The organism is Streptomyces sp. NBC_00091 (genome assembly GCF_026343185.1).
Lineage (GTDB): Bacteria > Actinomycetota > Actinomycetes > Streptomycetales > Streptomycetaceae > Streptomyces.
The window spans coordinates 3,738,708-3,762,365 of record NZ_JAPEMA010000001.1 but is presented as its reverse complement, the minus strand read 5'-3'; the positions used below and the strand labels follow the sequence as shown (position 1 = coordinate 3,762,365).

Genomic DNA, 23,658 nt, shown 5'->3' with positions numbered 1-23,658 from the left:
CCTCACTGCGTCCGCCTCACTGCGGTGGCTCGAGCTTGACGCCCACGCCCCGCAGCGTGTGCAGGTAGCGGGGGCGGGCGGCGGTCTCGCCGAGTTTGCGGCGCAGCCAGGACAGGTGCACGTCGATGGTCTGGTCGTCCCCGTACGACTGCTGCCAGACCTCGGCGAGCAGCTCGCGCCGGGCCACGACCACCCCGGGCCGTCCGGCGAGGAAGGTCAGCAGGTCGAACTCCCGCCGGGTGAGGTCGAGCACGGAGCCGTCGAGCTCGGCCTGGCGGCGCAGCGGGTCGATGGCCAGCCCGCCGACGCGCAGCACGCGCGAGGGCGGTTCGGCCCCGGCGGCGGCGCGGGCGCGGCGCAGGACGGCGGCCATCCGGGCGGAGAGGTGCTCGACGGAGAAGGGTTTGGTCAGGTAGTCGTCGGCGCCGTCGTTGAGCAGCCGGACGATCTCGGCCTCGTCGTCGCGCGCGGTGGCGATGATGACCGGTACGTCGGTGATGCCGCGCAGCATCTTCAGGGCCTCGGACCCGTCGAGGTCGGGCAGCCCGAGGTCGAGGATGACCACGTCGAAGCGGTGGTGGGCGACTTCGCGCAGGGCCTCCAGGGCCGTGCCGACGCTCCGCACGGTGTGGGAGGCCTCGGTCAGGTGCCGGATGAGGGCGGAACGTACGAACTGGTCGTCCTCGACCACGAGCACACTTGCCATGGGCGCACCGTAGTCCATTCGGGGGACCCGGGGAGCTGCCGGGCGGGGTCTGTGACGGGTGGTGCAGTATGTGCCCTGATGCGACGAGGACTTGTACATGCCATGGCATGGGTGCTGGCGACCGCGGCCGCCGTGACCCTGTCGTGGTGGGGTGTGCACACCGTCATGTCCGGGACGGCCTACGATCCTCCGCTCGCGGTGCCGCTGGCGTCGGCGCCGCCGGTGTCCTCCTCCACGCGGGGGTCGGATGCGCCACCGTCTCCGGGCCCCTCGGGCTCCGCGCCCGGGTCGCCGTCCCCGTCGGCGGCCGCGTCCGGGCCTTCGGCGTCCGCCTCCCCGCCCCCGTCCGCGAAGCCGAAGCCGGCGCCGCCGTCGGCGGCCGGGCAGCGCCCGTACCAGGAGACCGGCGGCCAGGGCGGCGGCTCCGGCACGGTGAAGAGCTACGCGGTCTCGGGCGGCCGGGTCGTCTTCGACCTCGGCGCCTCCTCGGCCGGGCTGGTCTCGGCGACCCCGGAGGCGGGCTGGCGGATGCAGGTGTGGAAGCAGGACTTCTGGATCCGGGTCACCTTCACCCAGGGCAACCGGGAGGTGTCGGTGTTCTGCACCTGGCACGACCACCCGCCGGTGGTGGAGATCGTCGACCCGTGAGGCGCTCCTAGGCCCTAGCGGAACACCGAGGGCGGCGGCTGCGGGGAGGCCACCGCCGAGGCGTCCGCGACCGGAGCGGCGCCGCCGGTGAAGTCCGCCAGGGCGCGGCCGTGCTCGACCCGGCCGGGGTGCGGGTCGCTCGCCACGCGGCGGGTGAACTCCGCCAGGGGAAGCTCCCGGTCGGCGGCCACGAGCACCGCATTGCCGAAACGTTTCCCCCGCCAGACCACCGGGTCCGCCGCCAGCGCCAGCTCCGCGAACCGCGAGGCCGCGGTGGCGATCTGACCCCGCAGGTGCGCCAGCGGCGGGCCGTCCGCGAGGTTGGCCACGTACCACCCGGTGGGCGCCAGGGCCCGGCGTACGTCGTCCAGGAACTCCGCGCTGGTCAGGTGGGCCGGGGTGCGCGCCCCGCTGAACACGTCCGCGATGACCAGGTCCGCCCAGCCGTCCGGCACCTTCGCCAGCCCCGCCCGCGCGTCCACGGCCCGTACGCGGATCCGCGCCTGGGGGTCCAGCGGCAGGTGTTCCCGTACGAAGGCCACCAGGGCCCCGTCGATCTCCACCACCTGCTGCGTGGAGCGGGGGCGCGCGGCGGCCGTGTAGCGGGCCAGGGTGAAGGCGCCGCCGCCCAGGTGCACCACGTTCAGGGGCTGCCGGGCAGGCGCGATCAGGTCGATCAGGTGGCCGATCCGGCGCTGGTACGCGAAGTCCAGGTACCCGGGGTCGTCGAGGTCCACATGGGACTGCGGGGCCCCGTCGATCAGCAGGGTCCAGGCCCGGGAACGCTCCCGGTCCGGGGCCAGCTCGGCGAGCCCGCCGCCCACCTGCCCGACGACCGGTCCGGCGCTTCCCCTGCCGCCCTTGCTGCCCTTGCCCTTGCCTGCCACGCCCCCATTATCGCTGGCCAGCGCCTACGGGGAGCTAGCGGCAGTTGTCGGCCGCCTCGATCAGCCGGGCCGCCTCGCCGAGCGCGGCGCGCAGCACCTCGGGGTCGGTGACCGGCCCCACCGCCTCGGGGGGCAGCAGCCAGCCCGTGCCGCCCGTGACGGGCGAGGCGGGGTCGCCGAACCGCATGCCGCGCCCGTTGGTCTGCGTACAGGCGCTGCCCGGCAGGTCCCAGGCGTCGGCGGTGCCGGGCGGGACGAGGAAGCCGAGGGTGTCGCCGGAACCGTCGTGCAGCACCGGGCCGACCCCGGGGGCGGCCTGGCCGGCGCCGCGGCGGATGATGTCCACCGCCTCCAGGCCCTGGCGGGTGGGCACGGTCACCAGGTCCGGGGCCGAGAAGCAGAGCGCCGACGGGACCGAGACCTGGACCGGTACCGAGGTCGGGGCCGCGATCGCCATCGAAATCTGGGTCTGGGTCTGGGAGGAGAGCGCGCCGGGCTCGGGCGCGGTGTTCGTTCCGATGCTGTCCATGCCGGCCTCCACCAAGGGGAACCCCTCCTCGATCCGTATCCGCATGGGTTCAACGCACGGGAGCGTCAACGGGTGCGGCGGCAAGACGCTGCAAAGGATGGCAGTTCATGGCGGATCGCGGGTGAGATATCCGTTTTGTAGCCAAACATCGCATGTAGCCCCCGCCGCTGGCGGTACGTTCATGCGCGCCGGAGCCCTGACTCCGGGGCGAGATCAACAGGAGGCCACGTCCATGGCGGCGTCACCCCACTCACCGAACTCCTCCTTCCGCCGGCTGCGCGGGCAGCACTCCCCGGCCGAGTTCGCGGCCATGGTCCGCCGCGCGGCCCGGGAGATCGGCGAAACGGTTTCCTGCGACGCCCGCTACATCGGCCGGGTCGAATCGGGCGAGATCCGCTGCCCCAATTACGCCTACGAGCGGGTCTTCCTCCAGATGTTCCCCGGCCGCACCCTGGCCGACCTCGGTTTCTCCCCGCGCGAGGCGGTACGCGGCCGGGCCGCGCAGCGCGCGCTGCCCGCGCCGCCGCCGGGCCTCACCCACCTCATCCAGCGTTCCAAGGAGAGCGACGTGCTGCGTCGCGCGTTCATGACCGGCGGGTCCGCGACCGTGGCGGCCGCGACTCTCAGCCTCACCCTGCTCGGCGACACCCGCCGGATCCCCTCCCGCGCCGGGGAGGCCGAGGCCGCCGCGGTCGAGGACGCGGTACGCCAGATCCGGCTGCTGGACGACCGGCACGGCGCCGACGCCCTCTACCGGCGGGCGGCGCAGCCCCTGAAGACCGCCTACGCCCTGCTCGACGCGGGGGCCACCCGGCAGTCGACCGAGGACCGGCTGCACGCGGGGGCGGGGGAACTGGCCGTCTCGGTGGGCTGGCTGGCGCACGACTCGGGCCGCTTCGAGGACGCCCGCTCGCACTACGCGGAAGCCCTGGCCACCGCCCGGGTCGCGGGGGACGCGGCCCTGGAGGCGCACGCCTTCAGCAACATGGCCTTCCTCGCCCGGGACTGCGGACGCCCCCGCGAGTCGGTACGGGCGGCCCAGGCGGGCCGGCGCGCGGCCCGCTCGCTCGGCTCCCCCCGGCTGCTGGCCCTGCTGGCGCTGCGGGAGGCGGGCGGCTGGGCGGGGCTCGCGGACCGCAGGGCCTGCGAGGAGGCGCTGGCCCGGGCGCACGCGGAGTTCGCGCGGGGCGAATCGGGCGCCGACCCGGAGTGGATGTCCTTCTTCGGCGAGGCGGAGCTGGAGTCCCTGGAGTCCCGCTGCTGGGCCGCGCTCGGGGAGCACGCCCGCGCGGCCCGGCACGCCCGGCGCGCGGCCGACCTCCAGGACCCGCACTTCGCGCGGAACGTGGCCCTCTACACGGCGGAGCTCGCCGGGGACCTGGCCCGCGCGGGCGCGCCCGACGAGGCGGCCTGGGCCGGCGGGCGGGTGCTGGACCTGCTCACCGAGGTCCAGTCGACGCGGATCCGGTCCATGCTGGCCGAAACGGCCCGCACCCTGATCCCGCACCAGCGCTCCCCGCGCGTCGGCACCTTCCTGACCCGCCACGCCCAGGCCTGACCAGCCCCGGCCCGCCCGCGGTTACCCGTCCAGGTGCCCCGTGTCGTTCCAGCGCTCCAGCGCGGGGGCTCCGTACGCCCAGCCCAGGACCGACAGGGAGGTGGGGTCCAGCCGGATGCGGGCGCCGAAGGAGGCCTCGAAGCCGAGCCAGCGGGCGGCCAGGGTGCGCAGGATGTGGCCGTGGGCGAAGACCAGGACGTCGCGCTCCGCCGAGCGGGCCCAGGCGACGACCTCGTCGGCGCGCGCCGCGACATCGGCGACGGACTCGCCGCCGGGGACCCCGTCGCGCCAGATCAGCCAGCCCGGCCGGGCCGCCTGGATCTCGGCGGGGGTCATGCCCTCGTAGTCGCCGTAGTCCCACTCCATGAGGGTGTCCCAGGCCTCCGCCTGGGCCCCGAAGCCCGCCAGGTCGCAGCTCTCGCTCGCGCGGACCAGCGGGCTGGTGCGCACCTCGAGGCCGCGCAGGCCCGCCCAGGGCTCGGCGGCCAGGCGCTCGCCGAGCCGCTTCGCACCCTGCCTGCCCTCCTCCAGCAGCGGCACGTCCGTGCGTCCGGTGTGCTTGCCGAGCCGGGACCATGCCGTCTGGCCGTGGCGGGCCAGCAGGATGCGGGGGGCCATCTGTGTTTCTCCCGGTCCGTGGGGGTTCGCCCGTGAATGTGCGAGGGGGTCGTCCGTCCATCATCCACGACGTGGACAGCTGGTCCTCCCGGACCGTTTCCGCCGTAAGACCACGATTGTCAGTGGCGGATGGGACACTTCCGCCCGTGAGCTCCTACCCGCCCAGCGGCCCGCCCCAGACGACGACACTGCGGCAGCGGCTCGCCGACCTGCGCGGCCCCGCCGTGCCGCCCCGCCCGCTCGACGCCCGGGCGCTCGCCGCCCTCGCCGCCAACCCCGGCTGCGGCAGACGGGCCCTGCTCGACGGCGCCGGGGTGGACAAGACCGCCCTCGCGGCGGCCCTGGGCTCCCCCGCGGCCTTCGGGCAGTCGCAGTTCGCCATCGTCCGCGGCAACTCCTTCGAGGCCAAGGTCAAGGGCGACGGCGGAGCCGAACTGCTGCGGCTGACGCACGCCCGGCTGGGCGGCGCGGCCGAGCCGCCCGGGCCGGACTCCCGGGTGCCCGACCTCACCGCCGCCGGACCCGAGGGGCGCGCCGCCCGCACCGCGCTGGCCCTGCGGGAGGCCACCGCCGCGCGGACGTGGACGCTGCTCGACCATCCGATGCTGGCCCTGGAGGTGGCGGGCACCCCCGCGTACCTGGAGCCCGACGCCGTCGTGGTGCATCCCGACGGCCGCTGGACCGTGGTCGAGATCAAGTCGTTCCCGATGATCGACGGGGCCGCCGACGCCGCGAAGGTGGGGGCCGCCGCGCGGCAGGCCGCCGTGTACGTGCTCGCCCTGGAGCAGACCGCCGCGAAGCTGGCGGGGGCCGAGGTGGGCCACCAGGTGCTGCTCGTCTGCCCGAAGGACTTCTCCAACCTGCCCACCGCCGCACTCGTGGACGTACGCCGGGAGCGGTCGGTGACCCGTCGCCAGCTGGAGCGGCTGACCCGGGTCGAGGAGCTGGCCGACGGGCTGCCCGAGGGGCTCTGCTTCGACCCCGCCCGGCCCGCCGCCGAGCTGACCGAGGCCGTCTCAGCGGTCTCCGCCGCCTACGCCCCCGAGTGCCTCGCCGCCTGCGAGCTGGCCTTCCACTGCCGGGAGCGGTCCCGCGCCGCCGGGGAGCCGGCCGCGCTCGGCCGGTCCGTACGGGGGGAGCTGGGCGGCCTGGCCACCGTCGGGGCGGCCCTCGCGGCGGCCGCCGGGGACCGCTCCGGCGACGGCCCCGCCGACGATCCCACCGCGGCCGCGCTGCGCCAGGCGGCCCGGCTGCGCGCCGAGGCGCTGGCGCTCGCCGCCGCCCGTCCCCCGTACCAGGCCCCGGAGACCCCCGAATGCCCCTGCTGAGCACCCTGGCCCGGCTGGAGGCGGTCCGTGCGGGCCGCGCCCAGCCGCTCGCGACCGTACGGCACCGCCACCTGAGCGGGAATCCGCTGGTCCTCGTACCGCTGACCACCGCCGGTGAGGCCGGGGCCCCGCTGGGCGCGATGCTGGGCACCGACCCGAACGAGCCGCGGATCCTCGTCATACCCCAGCCGCGCGACCGGGACCTGCGCTGGGAGTTCCTGGCCGGGCTGGCGGCGCAGCTGATGCCGTACCTGGAGGCGTACGCGGACGTCGTGGAGCCGGCCGAGCGCACCGAGACCGACCCGGAGAGCGGCAAGAAGGTCAAGGTCGAGACCGAACTGTGCGTGGACGCGCCGCAGATCGTGGTGCCGAGCCGGGCGGGCATCGAGTACGTGCGCCTGCTGGGCCGGTCGATGCGGTTTCGCCGGACCGCCGAGGAGGACCCGGAGAACCCGTACCCGGCGCCCACTCAGGTGCCGCTGCTGGGCCGCTGGTTCACGCACCTCGCCGAGCGCTCCCGGGTGCCCGGCTCCTCGATGCTGGTGTCGGCCACGGAGCTGCTGGGCCGGCACTGGGCGACCGGCCAGAGCAATCTGGAGGACCAGCACCTCGGGGCCCTGCTGGCCTGGATCGACCCGCCCGAGGGCGCCTCGGGCGCCGAGTGGGCGCTGCGCGCGGAGCTGGGGCGCGACGGGGACGGGCAGCTGCTGTTCCCGCCGGCGGGTCCGGCCACCGACCCGGCCTTCGACAACAAGCTGCTGGCCCCGGCGATCGCGCGGTTCGACGCGGCGCGGGCGGCGGGCGAGCCCCGCGACGGCGATACCGCACGCGTGGCCGAGCGGGCCATCCGGCGGCTGGTCGTGGACCAGATGCAGCACACCTGGTGGCAGACCTGGGAGGCGATCGGCCTGCTGCGCACCCTGCCGCCGGGCGAGCGGACCGAGGAGCGCTGGACCCGCGACCGCTGGTCCTTCACGGGCCACCGGGACCGGGTACGGGCGGGCGAGCCGCCGCAGCCGCGCCGCGACGACGCGGTGACGGCCGCCCAGAAGCTGGCCACGCGGGAGACCGAGCAGGTACGGCTCGACGCGCAGGAGGCGCTGGACGACCCGCTCGTCATGGCGGGCCGGCGCTTCGCGGGCGAGGCCTTCGCCGGTGAGGTGACCGAGGTGGTGATGGAGTGGACGGAGGGCAGGCGCCCCCGCCCGCGCCCGCTGGTGACGGTGGCCACCGAGGACCGGCCGCAGCTGGCGGACGAGGGCGGCGGGAAGGTGTTCCGTTCGCTGGACGGGCGCCAGCAGGCCTTCGAGTTCGTACGGTACGAGGAGGACGGGCGGCTGCTGCTGCGCGTGCTCGACAAGATGGGCGCCGGCCGGGAGCCGGTGGCGGGCTCGGTGCCGGAGAAGGGCGACCGGGACTGCTGGACCCTCTTCGAGCACGACGCGCGCGGCGGCCCGAAGCTGCCCGACCCGGAGAACACCCCGTGGACGCACGGCGGGCCGCCGGGGTCCGCGACGCCCCTCCCCTCCCCCGACGCCGTCACCGACGAGGACCTGCTGTGACCACCGCCTTCGACCCGGGCGCGGCCGCCGACCGGGCCACCGCCGCCATCCTCCACGACACCCTGCACGGCACCGAGCGGGGTGTGGTGGTGGACTCCCCGCCCGGGGCCGGCAAGTCCACGCTCGTGGTGCGGGCGGCCCGGGAGCTGGCCGCCGCCGGGCGCCGGCTGATGGTGGTCGCGCAGACCAACGCGCAGGTGGACGACCTGGTGCTGCGGCTCGCCGAGAAGGATCCGGAGCTGAAGGTCGGCCGGCTGCACAGCAGCGACGGCGACGCCTACGACCCGGCGCTGCGCGAGCTGCCGTCGGTCACCCTGTCGGCGAAGCCGGGGGACCTGGCCGAACTCCCCATCACCATCTCCACGGCGGCGAAGTGGGCCTACGTCAAGGACAAGGACACGGAGCCCTGGGAGCACGCCATCGTCGACGAGGCGTACCAGATGCGCTCGGACGCGCTGCTGGCCGTGGCCGGGCTGTTCGAGCGGGCGTTGTTCGTGGGCGACCCGGGGCAGCTGGACCCGTTCAGCGTGGTGGGCGCCGAGCAGTGGGCGGGGCTGTCCTACGACCCCTCCGCCTCGGCGGTGTCCACCCTGCTGGCCCACAACCCGCAGCTGCCGCAGCACCGGCTGCCGGTGTCGTGGCGGCTCCCGGCGACGGCCGCGCCGCTGGTCTCGCGCGCCTTCTACCCGTACAGCCGGTTCCACAGCGGTACGGGCCCGGGCGAGCGGCGGCTCGCGTACGGGGTCGCGGGCGACGGCTCGGGGCCGGACCGGGTCCTGGACGAGGCCGCCGCGTCGGGCTGGGGGCTGCTGGAGCTGCCCGCGCGGCACACCCCGCGCACCGACCCGGAGGCGGTGCGGGCGGTGGCCCTGGTGGTCCGCCGGGCTCTGGACCGGGGTGCGGTGACCTCCGACGAGCGGTCCCCGGCCCCCTCGCCGCTCACGCCGGGCCGCATCGCCGTCGGCACCGCCCACCGCGACCAGGCGGCGGCCGTGCGCACGGCCCTGGCCGCGCTGGGCGTCACGGGGGTCACGGTGGACACCGCGAACCGGCTCCAGGGCCGCGAGTACGACCTCACGGTGGTCCTGCACCCCCTGTCGGGCCGCCCCGACGCGACGGCGTTCCACCTGGAGACGGGCCGCCTGTGCGTGCTGGCCTCCCGGCACCGGCACGCCTGCGTGGTGGTGGCCCGGGCGGGCATAGCGGAACTGCTGGACGACCACCCGTCGACGGAGCCGGTACAGCTGGGGGTGACGGTGAAGTTCCCGGATGGCTGGGAGGCGAACCATTCGGTCCTGGCCCACCTGGCCGAACACCGGGTGCCCTGGCGGCCGTAGCGCTATGCGGTGTGGTCCTTGCGGGTGATGCCGAAGTGGCGGCGGAGGGTTTCGCCGGCCTCGGCGAGGACGCGGAGCTGTTCCGGGGTGAGGACGTCGATCAGGTGCCGCCGTACGGATTCCACGTGCAGCGGGGCCGCGCCGGTGATGACGTCCACCCCGTCGGCGGTGAGCACCGCCTCCGCGCCGCGGCCGTCGGTGGCGACCTCCTCGCGGCTGACGAGCCCGCGGCGTTCCATCCGGGCGATCTGGTGGGACAGCCGGCTGCGGGACCACTGCATCAGCACCGCGAGCGAGCTGATCCGCATGCGGTGGCCGTCGGTGGAGCCGAGCACCGACAGGACGTCGTAGTCGGCCTCGGAGAGCCCGCTGTCCAGGTGGAGGTCACGCGCGATCCCCGCGTTGACCAGGGGGAACATCCGGCGCCATGCGTACCAGGCGTGCTGCTCGGACTCGGTGAGCCAGCGGGGGTGGGCCGGCTCGGGCATGTCGGTCATGGCGCCAGCCTATCCACGTTGGTGATACGTCATCTACCTAGTTGACATATCACGCGGCGGCGACTTTCCTGGGTGACACGTCAACAACCAGACTGCACCACAGCACACCGCACCTCCACCCAACGGGAGTTCACGCCATGACCCGCCTGCACGTCATCTCCGCCGCCACCCGCCCCACCTCCTCCGGCCGCCCCCTCGCCGAGTGGGTCACCGGCCTGGCCCGTGAACACGGCGCCTTCGAGGTCACCCCGGTGGACCTCGCGGAGATCGCCCTGCCCTTCCTGGACGAGCCGGAGTACGCCTCCAGCGGGATCTACGCCCACCAGCACACCCTCGAGTGGAGCGCGCTCGTCGACTCCGCCGACGCGTTCGTGTTCGTCCTGCCGATGTACAACGGCTCGTTCACCGCCCCCTTCAAGAACGCCATCGACTTCCTCTACCGCGAGTGGCAGGGCAAGCCGGTCGGCCTGGTCAGCTACAGCGCGGGCCCGTCGGGCGGCGCCCCGGCCGCCGAGATGCTGCTGCCGGTGCTCACCCGCCTCGGCATGCTGCCCGCCGAGCGCTCGGTGGCGATCCCCGGGATCAGCGCCCTGATCGGACCCGAGGGCTTCGAGGCCCCGGAGGGCCTGGCCGGCCGGCTGGCGGGCGTGCTCGACGACGTCGCGGCGCTGGCGAAGGAGCCCGCCTCGGCCTGACACCGGGCACCCTTGCGCGACGCTGGACAATGGAGGGTGGCCCAGGATTCGTACGCGCAGCAGGAGGACACGCATGGCAGAGCCCGAGCGGACCGAGCGGAGGCAGCGGCCGGCGCCGCTGCTCTTCGAGCCCTCGGAGGCCGCCACGGACCCGGAGCACTTCTTCGACCTGGAGTCGATCGAGGACCCGCGTGAGCTGCTGATCCGGGCCACCGAGCTGACGCTGGCCTTCCGGGCCGCGCAGGACCGGGCGGTGGAGTTCCAGGCCCTGGCGGCGGCCCAGCTGGCGGATCCCCGGCGCTTCGACCGGCTCCCGGCGGAGGCCATCGCCGAGGTCGCGGAGTGGACCGAGGACTACGCGCGCAAGATGATCGAATTCGGCGAGGACCTCCAGCGGGGCACCACCCCCGACACCGTCTAGCCGGGGCGGACGGGCAGGGCGGGCAGGGCGGGCAGGGCGGGCAGGCAGGGCGGACCGGCGGAGCGCGCTGGCATATGCGCGGCGCAACATACCGCAGGACCGCCCGCCCTGTCCCGGTTTTCGGTAACTCCCGGGAACGGGGACGCTACGCGCGGTAGACCTTGGCATATGACGACCCTGACGACGGCCGCCGGCTGCCCCGCCCTCGACGGCCCCGACGCACGCACCGCGCCCGCCACCCAGGTCACCCCGCAGGGCGCCGCCTGGCTGGCCTCCGCTTCGGCGCACCCGCACGGCACCCTGGCCGTCTGGGAGGCACGGCCCACCGCGCCCGCCGTACTACCCTGCGGGACCGCCTTCGACGTCGTCAACGTTCCGCTCGTACTGGGCCGCCGGATGCTCGACCTGCTCTGGGAGCAGGGCCCCGGCTCGGGTCCGGCCGCCGTGCACCGGGGCCGGATGCTGCTCTTCGCCGCCCCGGGCACCGCCCAGCGGCTCCCGGCCCTGCTGGCCTGGGAAGAGTGGGGCCCGGCCGCTCCGGCCCCGCTCTGCCACGGCCACGGCGACGCCGTCACCGTGCCCCCGCTGGCCGCCGCCCCCGGACCCTCGCGGTGGCTGGTGGCTCCCGACACCCGGATGCCCTGGCTGCCGGGGCCGGACTCCCTGCTCTGGGCCTTCCTGCACGCCGCCCGCGGCCCGGTATCGATTTTTGGTTCGGCTGAAACGGATGCTAATGTCTACGACGTCAGCAAGCGCCGCTAGCTCAGTTGGTTAGAGCAGCTGACTCTTAATCAGCGGGTCCGGGGTTCGAGTCCCTGGCGGCGCACATGCGGGAGAAGGCCCCCACTCTTCGGAGTGGGGGCCTTCTTCGTACCCGGACCGTCCCGGACCGTCCCGGTCCCGGTCACGTCGCGATCTTCACCGTGTACGCGCCCGACTGGGTCCGGTCCGCCACCTCGATCGTGATCCGCTCCCCCGGCACCGTGAAGGTCTCCCCGACCTCCAGCGGGGCGTCCGCCAGCGGCGGGTACACCGAGCGGTCCCAGCAGCCCTCCGTCCGGGGGTGGCCGTCCAGCACCTCGATCGGCCCGCCGCCCGAGGCCGCCTCGTTGCGGACCCGGTAGACCAGGACCCCCTCCGTGCAGGTGTCCCCGTCGTTCCCTGCGGAGCCCCGCGCCTCGACGGCGATCGCGCTGCCGGGGCCCGTACGGATCACCGCGAGCCGGGTGCCGCCCGTACCGCCCGGCGGCGGGGCCTCGGACAGCGGCTGGAGGGTGTGCAGCGAGGTGCCGGACCGTACGCAGTCCACCTGCGCCGGGTCCAGCCAGCCCAGCTTCCACTTGTGCCAGGCGAAGAGGTCCGGGGCCATCCCGAACTGGCTGCCCATGACGTCCCAGTCGCCGACGTACGTGTCCCAGTCGCCCTTGCCGTCCGTCGGCCGGTGGTAGAGGTCGGGCAGGTCGAAGACGTGCCCGGTCTCGTGCGCCAGCACGTTGCGGTCCGGCGGGTGCTGCTCGAAGACGGTGACGATCCGCCGCAGCTCCGCGCCGTCCGCCGTGATCGGGCGGTCGAAGTTGACGACCTTGGTGGCGTCGGAGTCCACGCCGGGGGCGCCCGGGTCGGCGACGAAGTACACGATGTCGTACGCGCCGAAGTCCACCCGCGGGTCGGCGGCGGCGACCGCGTCCCGCAGGTAGGCCGCCCGGTCCTCGGGGGCCCAGTCGCGCTGTATCCCGTACGCGGTCGCCGGGCGGGGCATCCGGATCCACTGCTTCTGCGGGTGCGGGACCAGCCGGAACCGCCCGTAGGAGGCCCGCTCGAAGAACTCGCTGGTCGCCGGGAAGTAGTCGGCGGTCAGCTCCTCGGGGGTGACCGAGGTGCGGTGGCCTGGGAAGGAGAGGAAGACCATGACCGCGTGGAGCGAGCGCTCCGGCCTGGGGTAGGCGCGGTTCCAGCTGTCCAGGCCGAGGGAGTGGTGGGCGGCCGTCCGGGTCAGCGCGCAGGGTCCCGCGGTCCCGGTGTCGGCCACCGCCGGCCCCGCGACGAGCGACATCGCGGCGAGCGCCGTCATGGAGGTGAGGGCGGCGGCCGTACTTCGCATGCGGGAGCGGTCCACTCCCCCGGGTGTCTGCTCTCGCCGCACATCGACCTCCGGCTGGGTGGATTCATCCCGTCCCATCCACCTTGAGGCGATTGTCTGACTAATGTCCTGTTCCGGTGCCCCACATGAGTGAGCACTACGGCAAGCCGGTGACCCCCGGACTTCACGCCCGTGTCTACACAACGTCACGATCGATCACCTGGGATCAGGTGCCGCCACCAGACGCTCACAGCTGCGCGCAACCGATCGACCGGCCGTCGGCCGACGCCGCGTCAGCACCGGTCCCGAGAGGCGTCATCATGGCGACGGACCCGGCCCCGCACGGCGACGCGGCTGGATAGGGCCTCCCGGCAGCCTCTATGATCGGCACACTTTCCTGCACGGACACTCACGGACACTCACGAACACTGCGGGAGCCAGCGGTGAGCGGAACCCCAGAGGAGACCGGTTCGGCGGCCGACAGCATCCGATCGGCCCTTACGGAGCGTCACCCGGCAGTGCCTGCCGTGCCCGAACCGCGCGACTACCGTGCCGCCTTCGACGCGGCCCACCTCGCCATGGCCGTCGTCGGCCGGGGCGGCGAGGTGATCGCCGCCAACCGGGCGCTGGCCGCCCTGCTGGGCGCGGAACCGCACGCCCTCGCCGGGCAGTGCGCCGCCGACCTGGTGGACCTGGCGGCGGAGGCCCGGACCTGGCAGGCCTACCAGGAGGTGCTGCGCGGACGGCAGGCCCGGCTGCGCTGTACGCGCCGCCTCAAACATCCCGACGGGCATTCGCTGTGGACCGAGGTCACCCTCGGGCCCGTACCCGGCACCCAGGACGTCCTGCTGTCGGTGGCCGACATCAGCGACCGGCGCGACCTCCAGGCCCGGCTGCGGCACCTCCAGATGCACGACCCGGTGACCCGGCTGCCCAACCGGGCGCTGTTCTTCGAGCGGCTCTCGGCGGCCCTGGAGGCCTCCGGGTACGGCACGGGCGGCACGGGCCGGATCGGGCTGTGCTACCTGGACCTCGACGGGTTCAAGGCGGTCAACGACACCCTGGGCCACCGGGTCGGCGACCGGCTGCTGACCGCCGTGGCGGCCCGGCTGACCCAGTGCGCCGACCAGTCCGGTTACGGGCGCTCGGGCGGACACCTCGTCGCCCGGCTCGGCGGCGACGAGTTCGCGCTGCTGGTCGAGGACTCCACCGGCACCGAGCAGCTCGCGGACCTGGCGCGCAGCGTACTGGCCGCCGTACAGGAGCCCTTCGACCTGGCCGGGCAGCGGCTGTCGGTGTCCGCGTCGATCGGCGTGGTCGAGCGGGACACGGCCGGGACCTCGGCGACGGGGCTGATGCAGGCGGCGGACACGACCCTGTACTGGGCGAAGGCGGACGGCAAGGCCCGCTGGACCCTCTTCGACCCCGAGCGCAACGCGCACCGGATGACGCGGCAGGCGCTCTCCTCCACCCTGCGTCCGGCGGTGGAGCGGGGCGAATTCGAGCTGGAGTACCAGCCCCTGGTCGATCTGGAGAGCGGCGTGGTGCGCGGGGTGGAGGCCCTGGTGCGCTGGAACCACGCCCAGTTCGGCATTCTGACGCCGAATCGGTTCATCGGGATCGCCGAGGAGGACGGCTCGATCGTGCAGCTGGGCCAGTGGGTGCTGCGGACGGCATGCCGGCAGGCGCGGCGCTGGCAGATCGAACAGCCCAGCGACTCGCCGGTGTTCGTCTCCGTGAACGTGGCGGTGCGCCAGGTGTGGGACTCGGACCTGGTGGGGGACGTGGCGGAGATCCTCGCCGAGACCGGGCTGGCCCCGCAGCTGCTCCAGCTGGAGCTCACGGAGTCCGCGGTCATGGGCTCGGCGGGCCGGCCCCTCCAGGCCCTCCAGGCGCTCAGCGACATGGGCGTGCGGATCGCCATCGACGACTTCGGCACCGGGTACTCGAACCTGGCCTACCTGAGCCGGCTCCCGGTGTCCGTGCTGAAGCTGGACGGATCCTTCGTGCGGGGCTTCCGCTACGAGGAGGGCACCCACCCGAACCCGGCCGACGAGACCATCGTGGAGGCCCTGGTCCAGCTCGCGCACCGGCTGGGCCTGACCGTCACCGCCGAGTGCGTGGAGACCGCCGGCCAGGCGGCCCGGCTGCGGCGCGTCGGCTGCGACACCGGGCAGGGCTGGCTGTACTCCCGCGCGGTGGCCCCGGAGCGGATCGCGGAGATGATCGCGCCCGCCCCCGGGGCCCGGTTCGCCTCCGGGCCGCCGGAGGCCTGAGGCCTGAGGGCACGTACCGGACGACCGGAACCGCCCCGCCCCCGGGAGAAGGGGGCGGGGCGGCCGGCGCTCGGCGCGGGGTGGGGGGAGATCAGCAGGCGCCGAGGTCCTTCCAGACACCCCATTCACCGGTGGTGCCGGGCGCCTCGTTCTGCGTCCACCACTGGGCCTTCCACTTGCGGCCGTTGTGCGAGACCTCGTTGCCGGCAGTGTAGACCGTGCCCGCGACGTAGGCCGGGACGCTGCCGCAGCCGGTGGTCGGGGGCGTCGTCGGCGGAGTCGTCGGCGGCGTGGTGGGCGGGGTGGTGGGAGGCGTCGTGGGCGGGGTGGTCGGCGGCTGCGTGGTGCCGCCGAGGGCGTCCGAGATCTGGTTCAGCAGGGTGGTGTTGTCGTCCAGGCCGAGCAGGGAGTACATCATCGCGCCGGCCAGGCCGCGCTGCTTGCCGTAGTCCACGCGGGCCTGGACCGACTTCTGGTTCAGGCCGGTGAAGAACTCGCCGTCCTTGTAGAAGTACGAGGCCTTGGCCTGGTCGTCCCAGTAGGTGGTCGCCGGGTTGTCGACGATCCCGCCGAGTTCCTTGTAGTTGGCGATGCCGGCCTGCTGGCTGGTGGGCCGGGCACCGGAGGCGCCGGTGGCGGGCTGCGCGAGGCCGTTGTCCGCCCCGGCGGGGACGCCCTTCCAGCCGCGGTAGTAGAACTCGTAGCCCAGGGTCAGCTTGCCGGCGGGGAAACCGCCGGTGATGCCGTAGGCCGGGTTGCCGTCGATCCAGGAGTCGATGGCGTTGTCGATGCTGTACTTCTGGGTGCCCGGGGCGATCGGGTCGGTCGGGTCGCCGGCCGGGGAGTACAGCGGGGACTGGTGGTACGTCGGCCCGTCGCCGTCCCAGGCGCCGTGCATGTCGTAGGTCATGATGTTCGCGTAGTCGAGGTACGCGCCGATCTTGTCCGTCTCGATGTGCTTGATCTTGTCCTGGCCGGCCGGGAGGGCCGCGGTCAGCATGAACTTCTTGCCGCCGTTGGCCTGGCCGTGGGCGTCGAGCTGCTCGCGGAACTCCTTGAGCAGGAGCGTGAAGTTCTGCTTGTCCTCGGGTGCGTACTTGTTGCCGAGGTGGCCGCCGGACGAGCCCGGGTACTCCCAGTCGATGTCGATGCCGTCGAAGACCCCGGCCGCCGTGCCGGGGCCGCCGAAGCCGCCCTCGACCGGCAGGTTGCCCTTGATGTACTGGTCGATGCAGGAGGAGACCAGCTTCTTGCGGGAGGCGTCGGTCTTGGCCGCGTCGCTGAAGTACTTCGAGTACGTCCAGCCGCCGATCGAGATGTTGATCTTCAGGTGGGGGTACTTGGCCTTCAGCTGCTTGAACTGGTTGAAGACGCCCACGATCGGCTGGTCCCACTTGTCGGCGACGCCGCTGACACTGTCGGCCGCACCGAAGGACTTCTGGTAGTCGGCGTACGAATCGCCCGCGCCGTCACCGGCGTTGGGGTTGTTGTCGTCACCCGCCGCCTTGTTCGCCTCGAAACAGGTGAGGTTGGTGGGGTGGATATTGCCGAACGAGTAGTTGATGACGTCCAGCTTGCCCGCTATGCCCCGGGTATCGAGGTGCTTGGGGTAGAAGGCGTTGCCGTAGACGCTCCACTGGTCGTAATAGGCGATCCGCACGCCGCCGCTGCCCGCGGTGCTCGCGGTGGCGGAGGCGTCGGCGGCCTGTGCGGTGCCGAGTCCCGCGAAGGCGGCCAGCGCTCCGGCGGCCAGCGCGGCCGTGGCGGCGGCCGCGATGATGGGTTTACGGATGTGCATGAACTGCCTCCGGGGGGTGGGAGGGAAGAGCATCAGCAGTAGGTGAGAGAAGTGATAGCGATCGGCCGACTCCCCAGTCAATGGTTTGGACCAAAGAAGGACTAGACCACTGAACGGCCAAACGTGCTCGTCAGAGACCTGAGGGCACATCAAAAACCGCCCGCCACCCCGGGTGACGAGCGGTTTAAGGATGTCTTAGGCCATGCTCCGGCAAGCTTTCGGCAACGAACCAGCCAAACTGTGTTCGTCTGCGTGCTTCCGCGTCCGGCCGCGCTCAGGCCTCCGTCGAGGGCGCTGTCGGCATCCTGTACGCATCTGCGACGAGCCCGTACGAGCGCAGCCGGGCGGCTCCGCCGTGGGCGTTGGCGGTCAGCATCAGCTCGTCCGCGCCCGTCCGCCGCACCAGCGCGTCGAGCCCGGAGCGGACCTCGTCGGGGGTGCCGTGGACCACGTTCGCGAGCCAGCCGTCCACGAACTCCCGCTCCAGCGGCGAGAAGGCGTACGCGGCCGCCTCCTCCGGCGTCGGGACCAGCCCGGGCCGGCCGCTGCGCAGCCGGAGCATCGACAGCGCGCCGGTGAGCACCTGCGCGCGGGCCTCCCCCGCGGTGTCGGCGGCGAGCGCCGAGACCCCGATGACGGCGTAGGGGGCGTCCAGCACCGCCGAGGGGCGGAAGCTCTCGCGGTAGAGCTCGAGGGCGGGCAGGGTGCCGGCCGCGGAGAAGTGGTGGGCGTACGCGAAGGGCAGGCCCAGCTCCCCCGCGAGGCGGGCGCTGAAGCCGGAGGAGCCCAGCAGCCAGACGGGCGGGCGCCCGGCGGGCCCCTGCACCGGGCCGGGGACGGCGTGCACGCGGGCGTACGGGTGCCCGTCGGGGAAGTCGTCGTCGAGGAATCGGGTCAGCTCCGCGAGCCGCCGGGGGAACTCGTCCGCCGCCTCGTCCAGTCGCCCCGGCCCGCGCAGCGCCGCCGCCGTACGGGGGTCGGTGCCCGGCGCCCGGCCGAGCCCGAGGTCGACCCGGCCGGGGGCGAGGGCCTCCAGGGTGCCGAACTGCTCGGCCACGGCCAGCGGGGCGTGGTTGGGCAGCATGACCCCGCCGGAGCCGAGGCGGATCCGGGAGGTGTGGGCGGCGAGGTGGGCCAGGATCACGGCCGGGGAGGAGCTGGCGACCCCGGGCATGGAGTGGTGCTCGGCGACCCAGTGGCGGTGGTAGCCGCGGGACTCCGCCAGCCGGGATATCTCCACGCTGGTGCGCAGCGAGGCGTGGGCGGTGGAGCCGCTGCCGACGGTGACCAGGTCGAGCACCGACAGCGGCACCGGCGCCTCGCCGCGGACGGTCCCGCGGATCGGGTCCGGGGCCCGATCCGGAGCGTGATCCGCCGTCCGGTCCGCCGTCCGGTCCGCCGTCCGGTCCGGGGCCCGGCCGGCCGCCGGATGCGCCCCTTCGGCCGTTCCGCCCGCGCGTCGGCCCGCGTCCCCGGTGTTGCTCATCGTCGCTCCCGTCCCGTCCGGCCCCTGCGCCCGCGGCGCCCCGTACACCTCGTACGGCGTCCGTACGAAGAACTCGAACGGGATGCGCTCCCCGGGCATTCCCGGCAGAAGGGGTCATGCGCATGCCCATGGCATATGCCAGGCGAGTAGGTCCAGGCGGGGGGACTTGATTAAGCCATCAATCTCCTCAACACACGCTCCACGTGGGCCTCTTGATGGCTATCGTGGTAGAGCAAGCGGTAACAACCTGGTAGGGGGAAACCGTGGCGCTGAAGCCCGAGCCGACCGCGCCGTTCCACTCGGTGCAGTACGCCCTGCGCGTACTCGAAACGATCTCGCGGCACACCGGTGGTGTGACCGACGTGCAGATCGCGCGTGAGACCGGCCTGCCCGCGGTCCATCTCGCCCCGATGCTCCTCATGCTGCGACGCGAGGGATACGTCCTCCAGGTCTCCGACGGCGCCTACGCCATAGGAGACTCCCTCGTCCTGCTCGGCTCGGGCATGGACCGGCAGCAGGCCCTCCAGGAGAAGCTCCAGGACACCCTCGACAGGCTGCGGGACTCGGTCGGCGCGGCCGTGTACATCAGCCGCTACGTCGACGGCGAGGTCCGCATCACCCAGTTCGCGGACAGCCCGCGCACCCCGAAGGTCCACGAGTGGGTCGACTTCCGCTCGGCGGCGCACGCCAGCGCGGTCGGCAAGTGCCTGCTGACGCAGCTCGACCAGAACGGGCGGCGCGACCACCTGTCCCGGCACAAGATCGCCCGGCTCACCTCGAAGACGATCGTGAACGAGCGGATCCTCTTCTCCAAGCTGGACTCCCAGCCGGCCACCGTGCCCGTGCTGGACCTCCAGGAGTACGCGGTCGGCACGGTCTGCGCGGCGGTCCCGATCACGGCCGGCGCCGCGGTGGGCTGTCTGGCCCTGTCCATGCCGGTCGAGCACGCCCACCGGCTGCGCGCCGCGGCCGACGCCCTGAACCGCAAGGCCGCGCCGCTGCTGCTGTCGCTCACCCTCTGAGGACGCGCCCGGGGCGGTGCGGGCAGGCCCGGAAAACCAGGCCCGGAAAACACTTCGGGCGGTTCCCGGTGAACCGGAAACCGCCCGAAGGACAGGTGCGCCGCCAGGGACTCGAACCCCGGACCCGCTGATTAAGAGTCAGCTGCTCTAACCAACTGAGCTAGCGGCGCCTGCTGACAGAGAAAATACTACCTGGTCCCGAGGGGTGCTCCAAACCATTACCCCGGGGGCTGCCGGGCGGGCCCGTCAGCGCTCCAGGAGCTCCCGGCGGCCCTGGGCCTCGTACGCCGACAGCAGCGCGGCCAGGCCCTGCACGCCGAGCGGGCGGTAGCCGTCGGCGGCCCGGTGCCAGACCGGGCCGGGCCCGAGGAAGCCGGCCCGGCGCAGGGCGACCCGGTGGACCTTGTTCGTCGCCGTGACGGGCATGGCGCCGAGGATCCGGACGTAGGGCGGGGCCATCTTCGTACCCAGGTCCGGCTGCGCGGCGAGGAAGGCGGCGAAGGCCTCCGGGTCGAAGGCGGCGCCCTCGCGCAGGGCCAGGGCGGCCATCACCTGGTCCCCCGCGACCTCGTCCGGGACCGCGTACACGGCGACGGCGGCCGCCGCCTCCCAGCGGGCCAGGATGTTCTCGATCACCGCGGCGGCCAGGTTCTCGCTGTCCACCCGCAGCCGGTCGTCGCTGCGTCCGGCGAAGCAGAGGAAGCCCTCGGGGTCCCGGAAGAAGAGGTCGCCGGTCCAGTACCAGCCTTCGCGGGTGCGGGCCGCCTCGGCGTCGGGATTGCGCCAGCACCCCCACGTGCGGCTCCGCCCCCGGCGGCAGCAGGTCGGCGAGGAGCGCGGCGCGGGCGGCGGCCTCCTGGGCGGTCCGGTGGCGGCTGAGGACGGTGGGGCGGACGCTGTCGGCCGCGTCGGCCCCGCCCGCCCCGACCGCCCCGTCCGCCCGGTACTGCAGGCCGGGCCGGTGGTCGCCCCATTGGCGCGCGATGAGCTCCGCGACGGTCTCGCCGGCGCCGGGTCCTGTCGTGGTCCGCATGCCGCCGGAGGCTAGCTGGCGTTACGTCAGAATTGAACGTCGGAGCAGGCGTAGAAGGCCATCGGGGTGTCGTTGACGGTCCAGACGGCCAGGATCATGTGCCGTCCGGCCTTGCCGCCCGGCATGGAGCCGCGGTGGATGGTGGTCATGTCGGGGCGGCCGCCGTTGTAGGGGACGACGAGGAAGGGCTGGGGGTCGAGGGAGGCCCGGGTGAGGGGCTTGGTGGGGTCCCAGCCGTCCTTGGTGACGTAGTACTTGAAGTCGGTGGTGGAGTGGTTGGCGGTGAACTGCCAGCGGAAGTCGAAGCTCTGGCCGGAGGTCACCCGGGTCGCGGGCCAGGCGCCGCCGCGCGGGTCGTCGAGCTGGGCGAACTCGCTGTGCCCGCCGGCGCATATCTTCCCGTCGGCGGGACCGGCCGCCGGGAAGCCCTTGTAGCCCTCGACGCTCTGCGGCTCCCACTGGATGGGGCCGCAGTCGGAGACCGTCTTGTTGGCGCAGAGCTTCTGCCGGCTGATGGGGGTGTCGGTGTAGCCGTGGCCGCTGGCGTTGGGGGCGCCGAGCAGGGTGACACCGGCGAGGAGGCCGAGACCGAGGGTCGCGGCGGCGCCGGCCCGCGCGGCGGGCCGCGACGACCACGAGGGCCTCGCGGGCATGCGGAAGGGACGCATGATGCTCCTTGGACGTGGGGGGGAGTCTGACGAGAGCGTGCGCACGCGTGGGGATCGACTGTGGCAGTCGGTGGTAGGTCTAGACCAAGTCCCACAGTATTGACGGGAGTTGGCCATGTCTATACCAATGAGGGAACGGGTGGTCCGGTCATTACCGGCCACCCGTTCGCCCGCGGAATCCCCTGGGGGTCCCCCCGGACGGAGTCTGGGGGGACGCTGTTACTGGTCGGACCGCCCGGTGTAGAAGGCGACGGTGAGGTCCTTCACCAGGGCCTTGCGCTCGTAGTCGTCGAGCTCCACGATCCCGCGCGAGGTCAGCCGGTGGACGGTGTCGTCCACGGCGTCGACCACCGAGGTCAGCACCGTGTCCCGGTGCTTGGCGTCGATCGCGGCGACCCGGCGGCGGCGCATGGCCTCCGCGACCTCCGGGGCGTACTCGATCCGGGTGGGCTGGGCCGAGAACACCTCGATCCCGACCGCCTCGGTCTCGGCCGCCAGCATCCGGGTCAGCGCGTCGCCGACGGCCTCGGCGTCGCGCAGGGTCGGGGCGTCCTCGTGGAAGGCGTCGGCGGGGAGCTGGGACAGCACCCGGGCCATGGCCGACTCGACCTGCTCGGCGAGGTAGTCGGTGTGGTCCTCGACGGCGAGGGTGGCCCTGGCCGTGTCCTTGACCTGCCAGACGACTTGGACGACCACCTGGAGGGCGAGGCCGCCCGAGTCCACGGCGGACATCGGCTCGCTGCGCCAGTGCCGCAGCCGTACGTCGACCCGCTGGCGCAGCAGGAGGGGGCTGATCCAGGTCAGGCCGGTACGGCGGACCGTGCCGCGGTAGCGGCCGAAGAGGGTGAGCACCCAGGCGTGGCCCGCCTTGGCCCGGCCGAGGCCGCCGAGGGCGAGGAGGGTGACGATGCCGAGGAAGGCCAGCGGGGGCCAGTGCGTGGCGCGCAGCCCCTGGTAGGCGCGGGGGGGCGCCCCGAAGGCGGCGACCACGGTGGCGGGGACGACCCCGGCGCGCCACAGCACGGCCGCGCAGCCGAGCAGGGCGAGAGCGCCGACGGCCACCGCGATCCAGCCGGGCAGCACGGGGCCGCGGTGCTCCCGGAGGCGGTCGTCGCCCCGGGGGACGCGGCGGCCGGCGGGCGCCTTCCGCGCGGGGCGGGCGGGGGGCTCCGGGCGCGGCCGGAGCGGCGGTTGCGGCCGGGGCTGGGGGCGGAACGGGAGGTGTACCGGGACCTCCGTGACCGCCGTACCGCGCGCCGGCGGCCCGGAGTGCGGGAGGCCCCGGGTGTCGGCGTCCTCGGGGTGCATCCCGCGCGCGACGGCCCGGGCGGCGATCTCGGCCGCGCCGGGACCGGGCACGCCGGACCCCTGCGGGGGTGCTTGCGGGGGCCCTTGCGGGGGCTCGGGGGTGGGGTGCGGGATGCCGGGCTCGGCCTGCGTCCGGGCCGCCGGTACGTCACCCCGCGCGGGCGGCTCGGAGCCGAAGGGGCGCGGGGCCCGCGCGGGGGCGGGCTCGGGCAGGGCGAACCGCGCGGGGGCCGCGTCGGCGGGGTGGGCGGGCACCGGCCCCGCGTCGGCGGGGTGCGGGGCCCTCGCGGGGGCGGGGTCGGGGAGAGCGAACCGCGCGGGGGCCGCGTCGGCGGGGTGCGCGGCTGGCACCGGGGCGGGGTCGGGCCGGACGGCCTGGGCCATGACCGCGTCGGCGGGGTGGGCGGGCGGCTCCGGGGCGGGCTCGGGGAGGGCGAACCGCGCCGGGGCCGGGTGTCCGGCCCGCGCCGGGGCGGGCTGATCGGGCCGGACGGCCTGGGCCATGACCGCGTCGGCGGGGTGGGCGTGCACGGGGTCGGCGGGGTGCGGGGTGCGGGGCACTTCGGCCGGGGCCGGCTCGGCGGCGCGCGGTGCCGGGGCGAACGGCGTACCCCCGGCCGCGCGGGCCACGGGCTCCGGCTCGACCGGGTGCGCGGCCCGCGCCGCCGGGGTGGGGGCGGCCGCCCAGGCCGGGGCGGGTTCCGCCGCCCGGGACACCGCGACGGGTGCCGGGGCAGCCGCCCGGGACACCGCGGCGAATCCCGACGCGAACCGCGTGGCGCCGGCCGGCCGGGCCACCCGCTCCGGGGCGGGGGCGGCGGGGTGCGGGGCCCGCACCGCCGGCTCCGGACCCACCGGCTCGGCGGTCCGGGCCCGGACGCCCGGCTCCGGTGCGGCCGCCCACGCCGGGGCCGGAGCCCGGGACGCCTCGACCGGCGCCGGGGCATGTGCCCGGTCCGCAGGGGCCTGCGCCCAGGCCGCCGGAGCGGGCCCGGGCACGGTCCCGCGTACCGGCTCCGCCGCCCGGGGCGCCGCGACCGGCGCAGGGGCCGGCGGGGGCGGGGCGACGGGGCCCGATGTGAAGGCGGTGGTTCCCATCGGGCGGGCGGCGGGAGCAGGGGTGGCAGGGGTGGCGGGCAGTTCGGGGATCCGGAAGGTGCCCGTGGTGGACGTGGTGTGGGTGGGGTACATCGTTGCCTCC

The 23,658-nt window shown here is 74.4% G+C and carries 21 protein-coding genes, 2 tRNA genes and 1 pseudogene; 11 read left to right on the top strand and 13 right to left on the bottom strand.

Going from position 1 to position 23,658, the window contains the following annotated elements; all coding sequences use genetic code 11:
* Positions 1 to 16 precede the first annotated feature (16 nt).
* Both OOK34_RS17365 and OOK34_RS35365 read right to left on the bottom strand, forming a co-directional pair.
* Entirely contained in the window at positions 17 to 706 is a 690-nt protein-coding gene (locus OOK34_RS17365) for a response regulator transcription factor (protein ID WP_267034771.1), read from the bottom strand.
* Positions 707 to 885: 179 nt separating this feature from the next.
* Positions 886 to 1,137 carry a hypothetical protein gene (locus OOK34_RS35365; protein ID WP_323183432.1) on the bottom strand — a complete coding sequence of 84 codons (252 nt, stop codon included), beginning with the start codon at positions 1,135 to 1,137 and terminating at the stop codon, positions 886 to 888.
* A gap of 1 nt (position 1,138) precedes the next feature.
* Here OOK34_RS35365 and OOK34_RS35360 point away from each other — a divergent pair, with 1 nt between their 5' ends.
* Entirely contained in the window at positions 1,139 to 1,354 is a 216-nt protein-coding gene (locus OOK34_RS35360; RefSeq protein WP_323183431.1) for a hypothetical protein, read from the top strand.
* Between the two features lie 14 nt (positions 1,355 to 1,368).
* On the opposite strand, the gene OOK34_RS17355 is transcribed toward OOK34_RS35360, so the two are convergent.
* Positions 1,369 to 2,178, bottom strand: coding sequence for a spermidine synthase (locus OOK34_RS17355; protein WP_267036788.1), 810 nt, complete (start codon positions 2,176 to 2,178; stop codon positions 1,369 to 1,371).
* A gap of 97 nt (positions 2,179 to 2,275) precedes the next feature.
* Complete coding sequence (locus OOK34_RS17350) at positions 2,276 to 2,770, bottom strand: hypothetical protein (RefSeq protein WP_267034769.1); 495 nt, start codon at positions 2,768 to 2,770, stop codon at positions 2,276 to 2,278.
* Positions 2,771 to 3,002: 232 nt separating this feature from the next.
* Here OOK34_RS17350 and OOK34_RS17345 point away from each other — a divergent pair, with 232 nt between their 5' ends.
* Positions 3,003 to 4,328, top strand: coding sequence for a tetratricopeptide repeat protein (locus OOK34_RS17345; RefSeq protein WP_267034768.1), 1,326 nt, complete (start codon positions 3,003 to 3,005; stop codon positions 4,326 to 4,328).
* 21 nt (positions 4,329 to 4,349) lie between these two features.
* Here OOK34_RS17345 and OOK34_RS17340 read toward each other — a convergent pair whose 3' ends face one another.
* The gene (locus OOK34_RS17340) at positions 4,350 to 4,946 is read right to left on the bottom strand and encodes a histidine phosphatase family protein (protein ID WP_267034767.1); all 597 of its coding nucleotides are present in this window, start codon (positions 4,944 to 4,946) and stop codon (positions 4,350 to 4,352) included.
* Positions 4,947 to 5,092: 146 nt separating this feature from the next.
* Here OOK34_RS17340 and OOK34_RS17335 point away from each other — a divergent pair, with 146 nt between their 5' ends.
* From OOK34_RS17335 to OOK34_RS17325, 3 genes are read left to right on the top strand one after another with little or no spacing between them, the layout of a single operon-like run.
* Positions 5,093 to 6,274 carry a hypothetical protein gene (locus tag OOK34_RS17335; protein WP_267034766.1) on the top strand — a complete coding sequence of 394 codons (1,182 nt, stop codon included), beginning with the start codon at positions 5,093 to 5,095 and terminating at the stop codon, positions 6,272 to 6,274.
* On the top strand, positions 6,262 to 7,836 hold the full coding sequence (locus OOK34_RS17330; protein WP_267034765.1) for a hypothetical protein: 1,575 nt from the start codon (positions 6,262 to 6,264) through the stop codon (positions 7,834 to 7,836). Before OOK34_RS17335 ends, OOK34_RS17330 begins: the two co-directional genes overlap by 13 nt.
* Positions 7,833 to 9,173 (top strand): AAA domain-containing protein, encoded by a 1,341-nt coding sequence (locus OOK34_RS17325; RefSeq protein ID WP_267034764.1) that lies wholly within the window; start codon positions 7,833 to 7,835, stop codon positions 9,171 to 9,173. Before OOK34_RS17330 ends, OOK34_RS17325 begins: the two co-directional genes overlap by 4 nt.
* 2 nt (positions 9,174 to 9,175) lie before the next feature.
* Here the strand turns inward: OOK34_RS17325 and OOK34_RS17320 are convergent, their stop codons facing one another.
* The gene (locus tag OOK34_RS17320; RefSeq protein ID WP_267034763.1) at positions 9,176 to 9,670 is read right to left on the bottom strand and encodes a MarR family winged helix-turn-helix transcriptional regulator; all 495 of its coding nucleotides are present in this window, start codon (positions 9,668 to 9,670) and stop codon (positions 9,176 to 9,178) included.
* 137 nt (positions 9,671 to 9,807) lie between these two features.
* On the opposite strand from OOK34_RS17320, the gene OOK34_RS17315 reads away from it, so the two are divergent.
* From OOK34_RS17315 to OOK34_RS17300, 4 genes are all read left to right on the top strand, one after another.
* Complete coding sequence (locus tag OOK34_RS17315) at positions 9,808 to 10,365, top strand: NADPH-dependent FMN reductase (protein WP_267034762.1); 558 nt, start codon at positions 9,808 to 9,810, stop codon at positions 10,363 to 10,365.
* Positions 10,366 to 10,438: 73 nt separating this feature from the next.
* Entirely contained in the window at positions 10,439 to 10,786 is a 348-nt protein-coding gene (locus tag OOK34_RS17310) for a hypothetical protein (RefSeq protein ID WP_267034761.1), read from the top strand.
* 168 nt (positions 10,787 to 10,954) lie between these two features.
* Positions 10,955 to 11,548 (top strand): bifunctional DNA primase/polymerase, encoded by a 594-nt coding sequence (locus OOK34_RS17305; RefSeq protein WP_267034760.1) that lies wholly within the window; start codon positions 10,955 to 10,957, stop codon positions 11,546 to 11,548.
* A tRNA-Lys gene (locus tag OOK34_RS17300) sits at positions 11,539 to 11,612 on the top strand. The genes OOK34_RS17305 and OOK34_RS17300 overlap by 10 nt, the downstream gene beginning before the upstream one ends.
* A gap of 78 nt (positions 11,613 to 11,690) precedes the next feature.
* Here OOK34_RS17300 and OOK34_RS17295 read toward each other — a convergent pair.
* Positions 11,691 to 12,887, bottom strand: coding sequence for a M6 family metalloprotease domain-containing protein (locus OOK34_RS17295; RefSeq protein WP_267034759.1), 1,197 nt, complete (start codon positions 12,885 to 12,887; stop codon positions 11,691 to 11,693).
* Between the two features lie 557 nt (positions 12,888 to 13,444).
* Between OOK34_RS17295 and OOK34_RS17290 the strand changes: the two genes are divergently transcribed.
* Positions 13,445 to 15,142: a bifunctional diguanylate cyclase/phosphodiesterase gene (locus tag OOK34_RS17290; protein ID WP_267036787.1), complete on the top strand. Its 1,698-nt coding sequence runs from the start codon at positions 13,445 to 13,447 to the stop codon at positions 15,140 to 15,142.
* 91 nt (positions 15,143 to 15,233) lie between these two features.
* Here the strand turns inward: OOK34_RS17290 and OOK34_RS17285 are convergent, their stop codons facing one another.
* Together OOK34_RS17285 and OOK34_RS17280 are read right to left on the bottom strand one after the other, a co-directional pair.
* A complete protein-coding gene (locus tag OOK34_RS17285) occupies positions 15,234 to 16,940 on the bottom strand; it encodes a glycosyl hydrolase family 18 protein (RefSeq protein ID WP_267034758.1) in 1,707 nt (568 codons plus the stop codon).
* Positions 16,941 to 17,214: 274 nt separating this feature from the next.
* Complete coding sequence (locus OOK34_RS17280) at positions 17,215 to 18,426, bottom strand: LLM class flavin-dependent oxidoreductase (RefSeq protein ID WP_267036786.1); 1,212 nt, start codon at positions 18,424 to 18,426, stop codon at positions 17,215 to 17,217.
* Between the two features lie 263 nt (positions 18,427 to 18,689).
* On the opposite strand from OOK34_RS17280, the gene OOK34_RS17275 reads away from it, so the two are divergent.
* Positions 18,690 to 19,448: an IclR family transcriptional regulator gene (locus OOK34_RS17275; protein ID WP_267034757.1), complete on the top strand. Its 759-nt coding sequence runs from the start codon at positions 18,690 to 18,692 to the stop codon at positions 19,446 to 19,448.
* Between the two features lie 96 nt (positions 19,449 to 19,544).
* On the opposite strand, the gene OOK34_RS17270 is transcribed toward OOK34_RS17275, so the two are convergent.
* From OOK34_RS17270 to OOK34_RS17255, 4 genes and pseudogenes are all read right to left on the bottom strand, one after another.
* Positions 19,545 to 19,618, bottom strand: a tRNA-Lys gene (locus OOK34_RS17270).
* Positions 19,619 to 19,694: 76 nt separating this feature from the next.
* A pseudogene (locus OOK34_RS17265) lies at positions 19,695 to 20,240 on the bottom strand (acyl-CoA synthetase); the annotation flags it as partial.
* Between the two features lie 267 nt (positions 20,241 to 20,507).
* The gene (locus tag OOK34_RS17260; protein WP_267036785.1) at positions 20,508 to 21,134 is read right to left on the bottom strand and encodes a lytic polysaccharide monooxygenase; all 627 of its coding nucleotides are present in this window, start codon (positions 21,132 to 21,134) and stop codon (positions 20,508 to 20,510) included.
* 234 nt (positions 21,135 to 21,368) lie between these two features.
* Positions 21,369 to 23,648 (bottom strand): SPFH domain-containing protein, encoded by a 2,280-nt coding sequence (locus tag OOK34_RS17255; RefSeq protein ID WP_267034756.1) that lies wholly within the window; start codon positions 23,646 to 23,648, stop codon positions 21,369 to 21,371.
* Positions 23,649 to 23,658: the final 10 nt, after the last annotated feature.